Source organism: Carnobacterium maltaromaticum DSM 20342, assembly GCF_000744945.1.
Classification (GTDB): Bacteria; Bacillota; Bacilli; order Lactobacillales; family Carnobacteriaceae; genus Carnobacterium; species Carnobacterium maltaromaticum.
On record NZ_JQMX01000001.1, the window covers coordinates 1,868,162 to 1,885,618 of the forward strand.

18 protein-coding genes are annotated in these 17,457 nt (G+C 35.7%); 1 reads left to right on the forward strand and 17 read right to left on the reverse strand.

Annotated elements, in window-relative coordinates; all coding sequences use genetic code 11:
• Positions 1–207: 207 nt before the first annotated feature.
• From BR77_RS08910 to glmU, 3 genes are all read right to left on the reverse strand, one after another.
• The gene (locus BR77_RS08910; RefSeq protein ID WP_015075447.1) at positions 208–1,857 is read right to left on the reverse strand and encodes a peptide ABC transporter substrate-binding protein; all 1,650 of its coding nucleotides are present in this window, start codon (positions 1,855–1,857) and stop codon (positions 208–210) included.
• A 373-nt stretch (positions 1,858–2,230) separates the two neighbouring features.
• Positions 2,231–3,214, reverse strand: coding sequence for a ribose-phosphate diphosphokinase (locus tag BR77_RS08915; protein ID WP_010053989.1), 984 nt, complete (start codon positions 3,212–3,214; stop codon positions 2,231–2,233).
• Between the two features lie 144 nt (positions 3,215–3,358).
• A complete protein-coding gene (gene glmU / locus BR77_RS08920; RefSeq protein WP_010053987.1) occupies positions 3,359–4,726 on the reverse strand; it encodes a bifunctional UDP-N-acetylglucosamine diphosphorylase/glucosamine-1-phosphate N-acetyltransferase GlmU in 1,368 nt (455 codons plus the stop codon).
• Between the two features lie 411 nt (positions 4,727–5,137).
• On the opposite strand from glmU, the gene BR77_RS08925 reads away from it, so the two are divergent.
• Positions 5,138–5,665 (forward strand): helix-turn-helix domain-containing protein, encoded by a 528-nt coding sequence (locus BR77_RS08925; protein WP_035064639.1) that lies wholly within the window; start codon positions 5,138–5,140, stop codon positions 5,663–5,665.
• Positions 5,666–5,733: 68 nt separating this feature from the next.
• Here BR77_RS08925 and BR77_RS08930 read toward each other — a convergent pair whose 3' ends face one another.
• The 14 genes from BR77_RS08930 to BR77_RS08995 all read right to left on the reverse strand — a co-directional run bounded on the left by BR77_RS08930 (position 5,734) and on the right by BR77_RS08995 (position 17,442).
• On the reverse strand, positions 5,734–6,753 hold the full coding sequence (locus BR77_RS08930) for a Gfo/Idh/MocA family oxidoreductase (RefSeq protein ID WP_015075445.1): 1,020 nt from the start codon (positions 6,751–6,753) through the stop codon (positions 5,734–5,736).
• A gap of 137 nt (positions 6,754–6,890) precedes the next feature.
• Positions 6,891–7,550 (reverse strand): DUF4947 domain-containing protein, encoded by a 660-nt coding sequence (locus tag BR77_RS08935; RefSeq protein WP_015075444.1) that lies wholly within the window; start codon positions 7,548–7,550, stop codon positions 6,891–6,893.
• Positions 7,551–8,001: 451 nt separating this feature from the next.
• Positions 8,002–8,436: a cupin domain-containing protein gene (locus BR77_RS08940; protein ID WP_409196929.1), complete on the reverse strand. Its 435-nt coding sequence runs from the start codon at positions 8,434–8,436 to the stop codon at positions 8,002–8,004.
• A 24-nt stretch (positions 8,437–8,460) separates the two neighbouring features.
• Complete coding sequence (eutH, locus tag BR77_RS08945; RefSeq protein ID WP_010053977.1) at positions 8,461–9,564, reverse strand: ethanolamine utilization protein EutH; 1,104 nt, start codon at positions 9,562–9,564, stop codon at positions 8,461–8,463.
• A 92-nt stretch (positions 9,565–9,656) separates the two neighbouring features.
• Positions 9,657–9,926: a EutN/CcmL family microcompartment protein gene (locus tag BR77_RS08950; protein WP_010053976.1), complete on the reverse strand. Its 270-nt coding sequence runs from the start codon at positions 9,924–9,926 to the stop codon at positions 9,657–9,659.
• 49 nt (positions 9,927–9,975) lie between these two features.
• Positions 9,976–10,584, reverse strand: coding sequence for a hypothetical protein (locus tag BR77_RS08955; protein WP_015075442.1), 609 nt, complete (start codon positions 10,582–10,584; stop codon positions 9,976–9,978).
• A complete protein-coding gene (gene eutD, locus BR77_RS08960) occupies positions 10,581–11,222 on the reverse strand; it encodes an ethanolamine utilization phosphate acetyltransferase EutD (protein ID WP_010053974.1) in 642 nt (213 codons plus the stop codon). The genes BR77_RS08955 and eutD overlap by 4 nt, the downstream gene beginning before the upstream one ends.
• A gap of 10 nt (positions 11,223–11,232) precedes the next feature.
• Entirely contained in the window at positions 11,233–11,967 is a 735-nt protein-coding gene (locus BR77_RS08965; protein ID WP_015075441.1) for a eutT protein, read from the reverse strand.
• Positions 11,968–12,098: 131 nt separating this feature from the next.
• Positions 12,099–12,383: a BMC domain-containing protein gene (locus BR77_RS08970; protein WP_010053972.1), complete on the reverse strand. Its 285-nt coding sequence runs from the start codon at positions 12,381–12,383 to the stop codon at positions 12,099–12,101.
• Between the two features lie 57 nt (positions 12,384–12,440).
• A complete protein-coding gene (locus BR77_RS08975; RefSeq protein ID WP_051926691.1) occupies positions 12,441–13,907 on the reverse strand; it encodes an acetaldehyde dehydrogenase (acetylating) in 1,467 nt (488 codons plus the stop codon).
• Positions 13,907–14,455, reverse strand: coding sequence for a BMC domain-containing protein (locus tag BR77_RS08980; RefSeq protein ID WP_010053969.1), 549 nt, complete (start codon positions 14,453–14,455; stop codon positions 13,907–13,909). Before BR77_RS08980 ends, BR77_RS08975 begins: the two co-directional genes overlap by 1 nt.
• Before the next feature lie 20 nt (positions 14,456–14,475).
• Positions 14,476–15,129, reverse strand: coding sequence for an ethanolamine utilization microcompartment protein EutL (gene eutL, locus BR77_RS08985; RefSeq protein ID WP_015075439.1), 654 nt, complete (start codon positions 15,127–15,129; stop codon positions 14,476–14,478).
• 15 nt (positions 15,130–15,144) lie between these two features.
• Positions 15,145–16,056: an ethanolamine ammonia-lyase subunit EutC gene (eutC, locus tag BR77_RS08990; protein ID WP_035064645.1), complete on the reverse strand. Its 912-nt coding sequence runs from the start codon at positions 16,054–16,056 to the stop codon at positions 15,145–15,147.
• An 18-nt stretch (positions 16,057–16,074) separates the two neighbouring features.
• Positions 16,075–17,442: an ethanolamine ammonia-lyase subunit EutB gene (locus BR77_RS08995; RefSeq protein WP_010053962.1), complete on the reverse strand. Its 1,368-nt coding sequence runs from the start codon at positions 17,440–17,442 to the stop codon at positions 16,075–16,077.
• Positions 17,443–17,457 lie beyond the last annotated feature (15 nt).

The following is a 17,457-nucleotide window of genomic DNA, read 5'->3' on the forward strand; positions in this document are numbered from 1 at the left end:
TCATCTTTTTTCCGAAGAGCTGGCTCATAAGAACTGGCCTTGATAAAAAGTTTGTTGAGTCGGTTAGCTCTGGCAAGAAAATAGGAAAAATTGATAGGACGTTTTTTGTCCTCTCGAATTTTTATCTTTTTCTCGAATAGCTGGCTCATAAGAACTGGCCTTGATAAAAAGTTTGTTGAGTCGGTTAACGTAGATAATATACTTACTCTAATCTTCTTGAATAGAGACATATTTTAAGTTGGGTGAGCCAATTTGATACTGAATATAATCTTTTACCTTACTTTTCAGTAACATCGAATCAGCTTTTTGATACAATGGAACAATACCAACATCTTGCATCAGCAATTTCTCTGCAGCCAAATCGTCAGCCCATTTCTTATTAGGATCACTACTATCTTCTCCCGTTGCAGCTATGACAAGCTTGTCGTATTCTTGATTTTTATACTTCCCACCATTAAAAACAGAATCTGATAAAAATAGATTTAAAAAGGCATCTGGATCGTTGGAATCCGCTCCCCATCCGGATAAAAGCAAACCAAATTGCCCGGTATCTCCTAACTCAATTCGATTTTTAAAAGGTACATTTCTTATTTTCACTTTTATTCCTTCTAACTCTGCTTCTATTGAGCTTTGAATAAACTGACTAACTTTCTTACTTGTTTCATCATCATCGGTGACTAATTCGATTTCTGCTGTTGAACTACCTAACTCTTTTTGAGCTTCAGTCCATAATGCTTTTGCTTTTTTTGCATCATAATCTAAATATGAACCTGATGCTTTTCGGAAGTCTTCCTTTGTTTCAGTATTTTTAGCTAAATCATTCGTGACTAAACCACCTAGAGCCTCGGAACCATTGGCTATAATCATTTTAACTAAATCCTCACGATTGATTGTTAGGGCAATTGCTTCTCTAACTTTTTGATTTTTCAACGCTGGGTGATCAATCTGGTTCAATTCCAAATAGACAGATCTAGCTTCCAATGGCGCTTTAAATTCTGGATTATCGATATATTGTTTTGCTTGTTCCCCAGTCAAACGAACTAAATCAATCGTATCATTTTCATATAAATTAATTCCAGTTGTTGCTTCTTTAATCACTTGATTAGTCACTTTATCCAAGGAAACATTTTTCTTATCCCAATAACTTGGATTTTTTTCATAATTCCAAGATAAGCCTGTGCCATCCCATTCAGTCAACACAAAAGGTCCATTATAAATAGCTCGTTCGCTATTCGTACCAAATTGTTCACCTTCTTTTTTTACAAATTTTTCATTTTGCGGAAAGAAAGTTCCTCGAGTAATCGTTGTCAAAAAGTTTTCTGTAGGTTTTTCTACCTTAACTTCTAATGTTAACTCATCCATTGCCTTTATTCCTAATTCTTCGCTAGCAACAGTACCATCCATAATTTTTTGTGCATTTTTAACATCTTTCATAATAAAGGCATAGTTGGCTGCTGTCTTTGGGTCGATAACTCTCTTCCATCCAAATTCAAAGTCAGCTGCAGTAACAGCATCTCCATTTGACCAAACTAAATTAGGTTTTAATTTAAATGTATAGGTTAACCCATCTTCACTTACTTCAGCTTCCCCATCTGCTGCTGCCGGAATTGGATTGCCTTTCTGATCAAGTCGATAAAGTCCTTCCATAACTTGATTAAGTGCATTAAAACTGATTGCATCTTGAACCAAGGCTGGATCCACTGTTGGCAACTCCGCTGGCACACTTAAATTCAATACTTCTAATTTTTCATCTGCACTACTACTTGATTGACTGTTATCCTTATCATTTCCTCCACATGCAGTTAACATAGTTATACTTAAAATGGATAAAAATACAACAAAAACCATTTTTTTCATTTTTATATTCCCCCCTAAAAAAATTAAACATTGCTTTATCAGGTAATCTTTTTATTATTTAAACCATCATACACAACAATCACAACGATTACAAGTACTTTCATAAAAGAAAAACCTTCCATTTGATTATACATAAAAAATGTATATTATATGTATTTTATTTATGAGTGATTTTTTTCAATCAATCGCTGATGTTATCCACTTTATATTTACGAGGTTGATTTCAACTTACAAATTTTTCTTATTTCCAACTATTTTTATACATTTTATTTTTTATAATTAATCTTCAACACTTCTAAAAGGATGGATAAGACAAAAAAGGCATCTAGAACAAATTGTTCTAGATGCCTTTTTTAGCTTCTAAATGAATGATTTAGTTTTTGTCGCGTTTAAATTTCTTTTCAAATAACGGACTTACAGATTTGTTTTCATGGATACGTTTGATTGCATCTCCCATTAAAACACCCACGCTAATTTCAACGATTTTCTCACATTTACGATCTTCTGGTAAATAGATAGAATCTGTAACAATTAATTGTTTAATTGCTGAATCTTGAATGCGTTGTAAAGCTGGGCCAGATAACACTGGATGAGTACAACAAGCATAAACCTCTGTTGCACCTGCTTCTGCTAATGCACCTGCTGCTAATGTGATCGTACCGGCAGTATCAATCATATCATCAATCAGAATACATTTTTTACCTTCAACATTCCCAATGATATTCATCACTTCTGCAACGTTGGCTTTTGGACGACGTTTATCAATAATCGCAATTGGCGCTTTTAAAAATTCTGCTAACTTACGAGCACGAGTTACTCCACCATGGTCAGGTGAAACAACGACTACATCATCATTAGCAATATCATGATTTAAGAAATAGTTCGCTAATAAAGGTGCGCCCATCAAATGATCGACTGGTAAATCAAAGAATCCTTGAATTTGTGAAGCATGTAAATCCAATGTCAAAATACGATCTGCTCCAGCAGCTGTAATCATGTTGGCAACTAATTTTGCTGTGATTGGCTCTCTCGAACGAGCTTTACGATCTTGTCTAGCATATCCATAATATGGAATAACTAAATTGATTGTTTTAGCACTTGCTCGTTTTAAAGCATCAATCATAATCAATAACTCCATTAAGTTATCATTGACAGGACTAGAAGTTGATTGAACAATATAAACATGGTCCCCTCGAATACTTTCTTCAATGTTGATTCGAATTTCTCCATCGCTGAATTGATCCACAGATAATTTTCCTAATTCTACCCCCACCTCGTTAGCAATTTTCTCCGCTAACGGTCTGTTTGAGTTTAATGCAAAAATCTTGAGCTTTGGATCAAAATAATGTTCTGACATAATAGCCTCCACTTTCTGTTTTTAACTTGGTTGTTGTTTCTTCACTATTAATACTATGCATTTTTCACTAAGAAATCAAGCTAAATCATTCATATAATCATAATATTTAAAATTTAATTTTTTTGACTTATTTTAGCAATATTTTTAATGAGGTAACCGATCAAAATAATCAGGTTTATTCTCTTGTCTAGCTCTAGCAATTGCCAAGCTTCCAGTTGGAACATCGCTTGTAATGGTTGATCCAGCAGCAATATAGCTATCCTTTTCAATCGCTACTGGTGCTACTAAATTCGCATTACAACCAATAAAGACGTTGTCTCCAACAGTTGCACGATGTTTATTTTTTCCATCATAATTCACAAAAATTGTCCCACAACCAACATTGATATTTTCGCCTAAATCAGCATCACCAACATAAGTTAAGTGCCCAACTTTTGTATCATTCGCAATTGTTGAATTTTTCACTTCGACAAAATTACCTAAGTGCACACGCTCACCAATCTTACTCGCTGGACGTAAGTGACTATAGGGTCCAATATTGCTATCACTTGCCATTTCTGAAGACTCAATATTTGAGCTAGTTACTTTAATACGATCCCCTAAAATGCTGTCTGAAATTTCTGAGTTGCTACCAATATAACAATCTTCACCGATAACTGTTTTGCCTTTTAATGACACTCCAGCTTCAATAATTGTATCTCGACCAATTTCAACATCTACATCAATATAAGTGTTTTTTGGATCAAGTAACGTTACTCCATTTTCCATATGCTTACGGTTAATTCGATTACGCATCGTTTCAGCAGCTTCTGCTAAAGCAATTCTATCATTAACACCTAGTGCTTCTTCTAATTTTTTCATACGATAAGCCGCTACAATTTGACCTTTGGATTTCATAATTTCAATCACGTCTGGTAAATAGTATTCGCCTTGCGCATTTGCTGTACCAACTTTTGTAAGTGCATCAAACAACATCTTATTGTCAAAACAATAGGTTCCTGTATTGATTTCTTGTACACGAGCTTCTTCTTGAGTAGCATCTTTTTGTTCAACGATACGTGTCACAATCCCTAGATCATCACGTAATACGCGACCATATCCGGTTGGGTCTTCCGCAACAGCCGTTAAAATAGTGGCCTTAGCACCTTTTTCTTGATGGTAATCAAATAAATCATTTAGCGTCTCTGCTGTCAGAAGTGGTGTATCCCCACAAATGACCAATGTGATTCCATCTTTATCTTTTAACAAACTTTCAGCTTGTAAAACAGCATGACCTGTACCTAATTGCTCCGCTTGCAAAGCATATTCTGAACGGTCACCTAAATGTTCTTTGACTTGCTCAGCACCAAAACCAACAATTGTAACAATTCTATCTGACCCAGCTGCTTCAACTTGCCCAACAACATGTTCTACCATTGGTTTTCCTGCTACTGGATGAAGGACTTTGTATAACTTTGATTTCATTCGAGAACCTTGACCGGCTGCCAAAATAATCGCATAACGTTGTGTCATAATAGTAAACTCCATTTCTATTCGTTTTATTTTATTTAACTATGGAAAAGTCTTTCTCTTAAAGTGTCTATCTCTTAAAAGTAAAGAACTACTTAAACGCTTGATTGCTTATAAAAATTCAACTTACGATTTTTAAAAAGTCAACAACCTCAACTCTTATATGATAGCGTAAAAACGGCTTATTTTCAAGAAAACTTTCGCTTTTATCATCTATTTATTCGTTAACTCTTACAATTTTAATATTGTTTTTGCACTTCGAATAAAGGTGTCCTTAATTTCTGTTTTATGAAATAGACCAATTTTATAAAATCAGTAAATTTTAATTTTATTCATCAAAATCAAATACTTATTTCATACTAAATATGCTAAACTATAGGTAGAGTATGAAATTGATTAAAGAGGTGAATTGGAATGACGAAGATACCTAAAATTACTTATCAATTAAAAAAAGAAAAATCAAATGAAAGCTCTACCATCAAAAAAAATCCAATCACACAAGAATTAGAAGACTTTGCCTTCAATCAAGTTGACCCTTTAAGCGTACTTAGCAGTTACTACCTAAATCATCAATCGGCTGACCCGATTGACTCTATAAATGAAGTCCCACAACTAATTGAGAAAAAAGAAATTACAGATGCAAAATACTACATTAAAATGAATTTGCATCGTACCATCACATTAGATGAAACAGCAAAAAAAGTCTTTTTAAGTCCTTATTACTTTAGTAAGCTTTTTAAAGCTGAAACAGGAATTACTTTTGTAGCCTATGTCAGTCAACAAAAAATGGTGCAAGCAACAGAATTATTACGTCATTCTGATTTAAGTATTAGTCAGATTGCTAAAAGTTTAGGCTTTAATCAAACAAGCTATTTTTCAAGAATTTTTAAGAAAGAATATGCCATGACGCCAAAAGAATTTAGAAGTTTTTCAAAACGTTAAAAAAGGAAAGAATCAGCTACTAAATAGACGATTCTTTCCTTTTTTTAGTTCGATAAATTCTTGCTCATTTAGTTGCTAATTGATTGAGTACCTTCTTCTAGTATTTCTAATTGACGAATCGTTTCTTCGTCCTTAACACTTTTCTCTTTGCCGTTAATGATTGTTTCATACAGACCTTCGTATACACGGCTGTAATCTCCTACTTCAGAAACAACTTTTTCTTCATGATAGATTCCTTCATCGTCAATATAGGTTAATGTACCATAATGTTCTGGCAAATCAATACCAAAATCAGCATGGTTAGGCATATAAAACATCTTTAAATGCTCTTCTTGACGGTCTTTTGTCTGTTTTACAAAGCTACCTTTTTTTCCATAAACCACAAAACTAGGACGTTCTTTTAAACGGAAATAACTAGATTTGACAGATACTTTCATTGCACCATAATAAAAATCTAAATCGAAATAATCATTCATTCGACCTTTACCAAGTAGCTGGCGAACATCATAATGAATTTTTTCTGGATTGCCAAAATAAGACAATACTTGATCAATCGTGTGGCACCCATGACCATACAGATAACTAGTATCCTTAGAATAGTTAGTTACACTTTCAGGCACTTCTGGTCTGAAATAGTCGTAGTGCATTTCTACCTCTAAAATTTCTCCTAACACACCACTTTCAATCACCTTTTGAACGGTTAGAAAATCAGAATCAAAACGACGATTTTGGTAACATTGTACCAGTAAGTTTTTTTCTTTAGCTAAAGCAAATAGCTCCTTGGCTTCAGCGGATGTTTCAGTAAATGGTTTTTCAATTAGAGCATTTTTACCATGCTCTAAAATCATTTTTCCATAGTTATAATGAAGCGAGCTTGGTGTGGTAACAACAACCAATTGAATTTCAGGATCATTAAAGATATCATCAATATTGGTTGTATAGTGCACTCCTTCAATCTTATCCCATTCATTTTTATCTGTCCGTGAATAAATAGTTTTGACCTTAATTTGATTCGGTAATTTCGTAGAAAAAGGCAAATGGTAACGGTTTGTGCTTTTCCCGTTAGCTATATAGGCAATGGTTAACATAGTGATTCCTCCAATTAAACTCGTCATACTTTCTGTTCACTTGATTATAAACTATTTTTAAACATTATAATAGAACTGAAGCTAAGATAATAGAGAAACGCACTGTAATCTTGAATCTAAAACTAAATGAAATTACCTTAATCCATTTGTAATTTTCCGTTAAACTCAATATAATCTGTTAATGGAGTTATAAAATCAACTTGACCGTTTGTTAGATAAACATTGGGTTTATTTTGATCTTCATAGACTAATAATTCAATATATCGATTAAAGCCTACTGCAATCCCTAAATCAGCGCTAGCAAATATAAAGGCTTTTGCTTGGCCTTCTGTTAGCTTTCCTTTTTCAAATTCGGCTTTAATTAGTTGCCACTCATTGTCTTCTAACCGACTTTGTATCTCGGAACTATCTGTCACAACCCTACTTGGTTCTCCTAATAACTCAATAACTTGTTCTTTTGTATAATGAGAGTAGTCAGGAATTATAGCACTTATTTGTCCTTCTCCGTCGGATTCATACATCACTTCTTCGTCAGCCTCTGCAGGATTTGGCCTAAATGTATTCCCCAACACTTCACTAATTTGTGTAGAGTCTGCTTCTTTTTGATTTTGAAAAGAGGAATCTTTTTTTTCACTCTCATTAGTAGTAGATTTCTTTTTTCTATCTCGCTTTTTCTTGCTAGAGTGGACAAGCTCTGAATCAGTCTCTTTAATTTTTTTTGATTCATCTTTCTGTGTTAAACTACATCCACTGGCCATTAAAAGAACTAAACTACAAGCAATAATTATTTTTTTCATTTCATTCTCCCTTTTTCTATTTTATAAATTCATACAAAAACTGCCCCACTTGATATCTTTTTATAAAAAATAATTTTCTCTTTATAATTATTTTAACAACAAATAAAATCAAACACAACCGTTTTTATATTAGTTGTTTTTTTATAGAGCATTGTGGTTTAGTTGCTATCTTTATTTCCTTGATAATTCTAATAGGGGCATGGAGTATTAGTAGACAAGAAAATAGCTAAACCTCTATTTGAATGTATCTTTTTTGTGTAGCATTCTGCCAACTTGGCTTTTGTATTTTAAGTATTAGGTAGGTACGATTGATTTTTTATTTGCCTTAATAAAAAATAGAGAATGGGAGACGATAATAACAATCGTCTCCCATTCTCTATTTGAATTTAATTAAACTAAATCAGAACAGCTTTTTTCACACCTTATTTAATTTGGTTCCAAAACCTTGATATTACTGTGATTGCCAATCAGCTGGGTAGGTCACATAAATAAATCTCGCTTCACCTGTAACTGAGAATTGAATGCCACTACCTTTAGGAATTAAAATAATTTCTCCAGGTCCAGCAGAGATTTTACGACCTCCAACTAACACATCTAATTGTCCTTCAATAATGTAATCAACTTCATCATATTCTAAGGTCCAATCAAAGGTTGTATTTTTCATCACCATTAACCCACAACCTAATCGTGGGCTTTCTGATAAATTGACTAAATCTTTACAGTACACAACGTCTCCTGCTTTACCCGTATCTAAACGATCTTCTTCTGATACGTCTAATTGAGGCAATTTGATCGATAATACACCACTTGGGTCCACTGTTTTTGTGTCAGCTTTTCCTTTGGTCATTTGTTCCATAATCACTTCACGAACTATGCGCTCTAACATATTTTTGTCTATATCAGCCATCGTTTATTTCGCTCCCTCTGTTGTTTTCTTGCCTAACATGCGGTTAGCCATAAAGACTGCAACTAAAATAGCTGTGACTCCACCGATTAGTTTACCTACCATCATTGGGAAGATCATTTCTTTCGCTACACCAGCTGTAAAGCCTAAGTGATCGCCTAATACAAAGGCTGCTGAAACAGCAAACGCTACGTTGATAATCTTGCCACGGTCATCCATGTCTTTCATCATTTGGAACATTGGAATACTATTAGCTAATGTTGCAACTAAACCTGCTGCAGCAATTTCATTCATACCTAACACTTTACCTAATTTCATTAATGGTGTTTTGAAAACCTTTGTAATAACAAAAACAAAACAGAATGCTCCTGCTAAGGTTAAAGCAATACCACCAACGACTTCAATCCCACTTGTAATTGGTTCGATTCCTGGAATTAAGGTTACTCCTACTAATAGTTGAATCGCTCCAACAACTAAACCAATAATCGCTACAATCACTACAAATTTCCCGAAAACAGTAAAGCCTTTAATCATCGCTTCTGGCTTAAACCATAAGCCTAGCATAATGATTGCTGCCACTAATACGATTGGAATTAAATTCATTAAAATCATTTGAATTGGGAAACCAGCTACTAAACCACCGGCTAAACAACCGATTGGAATGGTAATAATTCCTGATAAAACACCTGTCGCTAAAAATTTATGGTCATTTTTATCAATAATTCCTAATGCTACTGGAATAGTAAAGACTAAAGTTGGTCCCATCATTGCACCTAGTATTGTCCCAGCAAATAGACCCGCTTGAGGATCGATTGCTAATTGTTGAGCTAATGCAAAACCACCCATATCGTTTGCTAGTAAAGTTGTCGCAAACATCGCTGGATCTGCTCCGAGTGCACTATAAAGCGGTACAACTACCGGGCTAAGTACCTTTGCTAAAACTGGAGCTAAGGTGATAATTCCGATCATTGATAGCGCCAAAGCACCCATAGCCATGATACCTTCTTCAAATTGTTCTCCCAAACCAAACTTATTGCCAATACATTTATCAATCGCTCCTAAAATCATAAAGAAAACCATGATATACATAATAATTTCATTAATACTCAAATGTAATCCCTCCTATTTTTTAATAGAAAAATGGCGAGAGTCTTTCTATATGCCGTTTTGCATCTTGAATGACTCTCGTACTTTTTTTATTTCTATCCTTCTCGTTCAACAGAATCAATAATTCCAACGATAACCGCATCAACTGGAACGCCTTCTTTATCCAAAGATAACCGCGCTGCGCCTCCAGTCGTTACTAAAACTAAGTCACCAAAACCTGCTCCAGCATTGTCTGCAGCAACAAGTGATTGAGGCGCAGATTGATGTTCATCGGTCTCAGTTTCAACAATTAAAAATTTCAATCCGTTTAATTTTTCATCTTTTCGTGTTGCCCAAAGACTTCCTGTAACTTTTCCAATTATCATCTACTCGGCCTCATTTCACTTCACTTGACTAGGTTTTTTCCGTCGTTCCCTAGCGCCAGTGAATGTTTTTTTCTCGTAAATAGTCTTTTGCTAACGCTGTAAGTAATGCATTATTTTCAAGTTTAAAGCTTGTCCCTGAAACTAAATTCAATTCTTTGATTTTTGCTTCAGTCCAAACTTTTTTCGTAACCATACCTTGATCAAGTTGCTCGTTTTGACTTCTAGGAAGTTGCCACGTTTTTTCTTCTTCACTGACTATCTCTGCACCATAACGACGCCATTGCAACTCAAATTCTTCAAGTTTTTGACGTAAGCCGTAGGATGCAGATTGGCGATACGCATAAAACTCAATTCCTTCTTGTAAAAGCAAGACTTTCTTCCCTTTAAGAAAATGTTTTAAAATACTACTCTCTTCTAGTGTTTGTGGACAAGCATTCGCAATTCTACCCATTTGATCCACAGATAATTGACTAATAAATAAAATATCTGCTTCTTCAATCGAGCAGTCAGCTATGGAGACTTTTGGGAGCCTCGCGATTAAATTGAGAACATTAGAATCACTAGTTCCAATTAGTTTCAGTTTAGGCTGCGTTTCATTAGTTAATTTAACTAAAACAGCTTCCATCACTTTTTGAACAAGCTCATCTACGCCACTCATAATGATTTACTCTTCTTAATAATTTGAGCGCGGGTGCCTTTACTCCAACCACAAGCATTCGCTTCATCATAATCAATGTGCATAACTGTCGCAAATTTTGAACTAACACGAATAACAACATCATCAAAAATCAGTGGTCTACCAGCGTTAATTTTAACTTGAACAATTTCTCCTTGTTGAAGATTCGCTTTAACTGCATCTTCAACTGTCATATGAATGTGTCTTTTCGCTACAATTAAACCTTCCGATAGTTGGACAGATTTAGAGCCATTCATCACTAAAATTCCTGGTGTTCCAGCGATATCTCCACTTTCACGAACAGGGACTTTTACACCAATCGCTAAAGCATCCGTTGCTGAAATTTCAGCTTGCGCTTGATTTCTTTCTGGTCCTAAAACGATCACATTATGCAATACGCCTTTAGGCCCAATCAATGTTACACGTTCTTTACTAGCAAATTGGCCCGGTTGAGACAAATACTTAGCTACTTTCAATTCATAGCCTTGGCCAAACAGAGCATCTATCGTTGCTCGATCTAAATGAATATGGCGTCCACTCGCTTCAACTTCGACTCCATTTTGATTTTCCACACGTTTTACAACTTCATCAATTAGGCGGTTTAAATCTTCCTGATTCATACTCAGCCTCCTATCTTTTCTTGTATTTTCCTTTGTTGACATTATCCATTAATTTCCAACAAAAACGAGCTAACTTAGTTAGTACTTCTAATAACTCAACTTCTTTGATTGTTCCATCAGCCTCTTTTAAGCTTTCATAAGCCATTAAACTGGTTTGTTCAATCATCAATCTCAATTGGTTTAAAGCAATAACTAAAGCACCCATTTGATAATCAATCGAAAATGTAACGACTTCTGTTTCGCTTGGATAAGCTAGCTTACTTGGTAAACGACTTTCCTGCATAAATTGACTGCACCTAGCAATTAATTCTAGCTCTTCTATTAGATCAGAAAAACCTGCTTCACTTGCTAGCAGTTGGACCTTTAAAACTTCGCCATGCAACATGTCCAGTTGTCCACGCAATTTAATTTCAGGATGATCATTTGGTACAATTATATTTCCTTTTAAAACACTCATATGAACAGGTTTTTCAACGAATTGGCCACCATCTAATGTTTTATATAAAAAAGGATTTTGGACAATTTTTACTTCTTGATTTCCAGTTAATTCGGCTTTATTTTTTTGATTATCTTCCCGGTTAGTCTCACAGCTAGGAATTTCTTGTAGCTTAATTTGATGATCCGACAAAAAACTGCGTGCAGAAGGAGTAATAATCGTGCCCTTTTCAACTTCAACCACTTTAGTTTCTTGTATTTCAGTTGTTTTAATCAACCTTCTAACAGTTTCTTCTGTTAAAATAGCCATCTACTCACTTCTCCTATCCCGCTAGTTCCTCTTACTCGAACTATTTGAGAATTAAAGGAGCACCTTGCAATAAGAGTGCTCCTTTTTTTCTAAGATTCCCCTAAAAAGTATCTTCAGGTTTTATAATGATCTTATAAAGCGCCCTTTGGTAAAATTGCATCTACCTCTGAGTGTGGACGTGGAATAACGTGTACTGATAATAATTGTCCAACACGTTCTGCCGCTGCAGCCCCTGCATCAGTTGCTGCTTTTACAGCTCCAACATCGCCACGAACCATAACTGTTACTAATCCGCCACCGACTTGTTCTTTACCAATTAATGTTACGTTTGCTGCTTTCACCATTGCGTCTGCTGCTTCCACCGCTGCTACTAAACCTTTTGTTTCGATCATTCCTAATGCATTTGCGTTTGCCATAATATTGTTCCTCCTAGTATGTTTTTAATTTATTTTTATTAATATTCATTACAAATATTATTGTAACTGTGCTAAGACTTTCTCTACTAAAACATCAATTAAATCTTCCTTACTTGCATCCATTCCAACACTTGTTGTACATGGTGCATCTGATCCTCTTAATTCTTCTAATTCGCGCACGCCATAAGCAACACGACGAATATTGAATAAGTTTGCTGGACCAATATTATCAGAAGTTGAGCTGCCACCAACTGCACCACAGCCTAAATTTAAAGCTGGCATTAAATTGGTTGAAGCACCAATTCCACCCAAAGAACCACCTGTATTTACTAACAATCTTGAAACAGGTTTTTTCAAAGCAAACTCGCGAATAACAGCTTTGTCTTCTGAATGAATAATCATTGTGTGACCGGCACCTTCATGATTTAAAATATCCATACTTAACTCACAAGCTGCTGACCAGTTTGGCGCTGTATAAAAGGCCAAGATTGGAGCTAACTTCTCACGAGAATAAGGAACTTTAGAACCAACACGACTCTCTTCAGCAATTAAAACTCGTGCGCCTTCTGGAATCGATAAGCCTGTTAATGAAGCAATACGTTGCACAGATTTCCCAACGATTTGCGGATTCATTGAACCATTCGCACGCATAATGAACTTCTCAAGCTGTTCAGCTTCTTTCGCATTTAAGAAATAAGCCCCTTGTTTTTCTAACTCGTTAATGACTTTTTCTCGATTGATTTCTTCAACAATGATCGACTGTTCTGATGCACAAATTGTACCGTTATCAAATGTCTTAGAATCTAGAATGCGTTTAACGGCCATTGGAATGTTGGCTGTTCTTTCGATAAATGCTGGACCATTTCCTGGACCAACTCCGATTGCTGGCGTACCTGATGAGTATGCTGCTTTGACCATTGCAGAACCACCTGTCGCTAAAATTAACGACGTATCTTTATGTTTCATTAATTGATCCGTTCCTTGAATCGTTGGAACTTGCATTGAACTAATCGCTCCAACAGGACAACCTGCTGCTACTGCTGCTTCTTCAATCACTTTAACTGTCTCCAAGATGCTGTTAATTGCATTAGGATGTGGTGAGAAAACAATACTATTACCCGCTTTAATTGAAATCAACGCTTTATAAATGACCGTTGAAGTTGGATTTGTTGAAGGAATTAACCCTGCAACAACGCCCACTGGCACTGCAACTTCCATGACTTTTGTTTGTTCATCATCACTTAAAACGCCAACTGTTTTCATATCTTTGATAGCTTCAAAAACACCTTTAGAACCAAAAGCATTTTTAACCACTTTATCTTGCCAGATACCAAATCCAGTTTCTTCGTGAGCCATTTTAGCTAATTTAACGCGATTATCATAACCCGCTTTTGCGATGGCTTCACAAATGGTATCAATTTGTTGTTGCGACATATTCGCTAATTCTTTTTGCGCTTTTTTAGCATGTCCAATTAAATCGCGAACTTCTTGAATGGAGACTAAATCTTTATCTTGGATTGTCACTATTTATCATTCCTTTCTTTTTCTGCTTGAATCGCATCGATTAAGGCTTTTTTATTCGCAAATTTAATCTCTTTTTTAGAAAGGGATGTCAGTTCCATTTGATAAGCTAGTTTTCGTAAATCAACAACTTTCATTTGGGCTAATTCTTGCTCTAAGCTTTCTTCAATGACTTCTTGAATTTCTTTTTTCAAGCTCTCTTTTACTTCTTTTACTATTGAGTTTTCAGCCTGTTTTACAACATTTTCAACTGGTTCTGCAACATCTTGTTTAGCTATTGCGGAAAAGACCATTTCGGCAGTTGCTGCATCCATTCTTGGAATCACATGGCTTCCAACTAGACAACCTAATTTTTCTGTTACAGACACTGCTGCTTCAACGGCTGCTTGAACCGCTCCAACGTCTCCAACTACTTGAACTGTTGTTAACCCGCCACTGATAACTTCTGCCTGTAAAAGCTCTACATTTGCAGCTTTTAAGGCTGTATCCGCAGCTTCAATGGCGCCTAAAAATCCTGTTACTTCAATCATACCTAATGCTTCATATTTCAATAGCTTATGCCTCCTTAACTCTAATATGCGATTGGATTGCTAGCTACAACTTCAACAGCTTGAGCAAAAGCATCGCAAGCTGCTTTACAGGCTGATTGGCTTCCTGTTAGTAGTGCTCCACCAAAGTTTGTTTCTGATGGTGGGCCATAAAAAGCTGCAATATCAACATCTGCTGCTTTTAATGCTGCATCTAATGCGTACATTGCTTCTAACGGTGGGGCAATTAGATAAGCTAAAGCTTCACCTTCTGTAACATTAGCTTCTTTTGATAAAAATGAACCCGTTCTAGAAACGCAGTGAGCAAAATAAGGAATGGAGTCATCTTCATTACTACTGATAAAGCTAGCACCCGATTCAATTTCTTGAATTGCAACTTCTAGACCACTTTTAACCTCAGCTGGACTTGGACCAGCAATAATCCCAATCACTTCTCCAGCTAATTTGGTTGAGGCGTTGGCTGCTCCAGCATATAAACTTTTTGCATACACAACATCAACTTCTGCCGCTTTTGTTGCTTCATCTAATGCTACATAAGTCACATCATCACAATCAGAAGTAATTAAACCTAAGCTGCGTTGATTTGGTCCTAAATTTAATGATTTAGCCATTGCCGCATCGACATTAGAAATGACTTTAACGCTTAATACACTTGCACCTAAACGATCATTTTTCATTCAAATTTTCCTCCCTTATTCAGCTTCTTTTAAATCAATTCCTGATTTCTTCTTATCAAGCATATTTTTAATTAATTCAGCAATATAGGCACCTGCTTCAACGGCTGGTGTTCCACCACTGTGAATATTTGAAATAACTGTTCTTCTTGCTTCTGGCATTCCAACTGTTGGTTTATAAGCAATATACGCACTCATTGATTCTGCTGTAACTAAACCTGGACGTTCACCAATCAAAAGACACACAACATCAGCATCTGTTAACTCACCAATTTTATCCATTGCCGGAACTCGAGCATGCTTCACAAAAACAACTGAATCAAAGTCTAAATTAAACATTTTTAGCCCTTGTTTAATAGAAGGAATAATATCTTTAATGTTCGCTCCGATTGCTGCTGAACTTAATCCATCTCCAACAACCACTTGAACTTTTGCTCCATGAGTTGTATTATCTTTAATAATTTCACACATTTCTGGAGAAAACTGACGACCTAAATCTGGTCTAGTTACATACTCATCTTTATCGTGACATAGGGTTTCAACCGAAACAAAATTCATCTCTTTGACTAATGCTTCATCTACATAAGAGAAAACTGCATCTTGAGCAGCGGCATGATCGGCTCTAAAACGTAATGTTGATTGAGTTTTATAACGGGTCCCCGCGCGCCATAAGCCTAACCTAGCTGGTGTGAATTGCTTCATTTTTTGATAACCTTCTGGGTCTTCTGCATGTGGAACTAAAAATTGTTTTTTGATATCTACTTCTGTAATATCTGGAATACACCCATCTTCAACGTCATTTTGAGCTACAGTTTCAGTAACTTTTACAGCAATTGCTGATTGAACATCATTGCTTAAATCAACGTTTCCATCTGCCATTTCACTCAAAATATTTTCAATAATTGTTTTTAAGTTTTTTTCATCTACCATTTTATGCTACTCCCTCCTTTACTTTTTCAAAAATACAGATGCATCGCCAGCACGTTCAGTTAATTTACCATTGATACTAAAGCCCATTTTTTCCATCCATTGGTCAAATTCAGTTGTTGGACGTAAATTGAACATATCGCGTAATGTAGCCGTTTCATGGTATCCAGTTGTTTGATAATTTAACATAACATCATCTGCATGAGGAATTCCCATAATAAAGTTACAGCCTGCTGTTGCTAAAAGCACTGCTAAGTTTTCAGCATCATTTTGATCAGCTTTCATATGGTTTGTATAACAAACATCACAACCCATTGAAATACCTGATAATTTACCCATAAAGTGATCTTCTAAACCAGCACGGATAACTTGTTTTGAATCATATAAATATTCAGGTCCAATAAAACCAACAACAGTATTCACTAGATATGGATCGAATTTTTTAGCAAATCCATAACAACGAGCTTCCATCGTAACTTGATCGACACCATAATGTGCGTCAGAAGATAATTCAGATCCTTGGCCCGTTTCAAAGTACATAACGTTTGGTCCAGCTGCTGCACCAACTTCTAAAGCTAATTTTTTCGCTTCAGCAATGTCAGTCGCATTGAAACCAAAGGCTGTATTTCCTTTTTCAGAACCTGCAATTGATTGGAATACTAATCCAGTAGGAGCACCTTGACGCATCGCTTCCATTTGTGTTTTAACATGAGCTAAGACACAAGTTTGAGTTGGGATTTCCCACTCTTGACGGAAGTCTTCAAAACGATGTAAGATACGTTTCACACTTTCAGTTGAATCATCCACAGGATTTAATCCAATAACTGCATCACCAATTCCGTAAGATAAACCTTCCATTAACGAAGCCATAATACCATCAATATTATCTGTTGGGTGATTTGGTTGGAGACGCGCTGAAAAATGACCGGGCATCCCAATTGTTGTATTTGCCGTCTTCATGACAACCATTTTTTTCGCTGCATAAATTAAATCCATATTAGACATTAATTTAGCTACCGCAGCAACCATTTCAGAAGTTAAGCCACGGCCAAGAATTTTGATATCGTGATCGGTTGTTCTTAAGTCTAATAACCACTCTCTTAATTCTTCAACTGTCCAGTTTTTAATTTGCTCATAAGTTCTTTTATTGACACCATCAACGATGATTCGTGTCACTTCATCCTCTTCATAAGGTACTGCTGGGTTGTTGAATAAATCTGACAATTTCAACTGTGCTAAAACAACTTTAGCTGCAACCCTTTCCTCTGCCGATGTTGCGCTGATTCCGGCTAAACTATCACCAGATTTAACTTCATTGGCTTTTGCCATGACTTCCATGACCGTTTTAAATTGATACGTCTTGCCAAATAGTATTGTTTTTAAAATCATTACTAAATCCTCCTT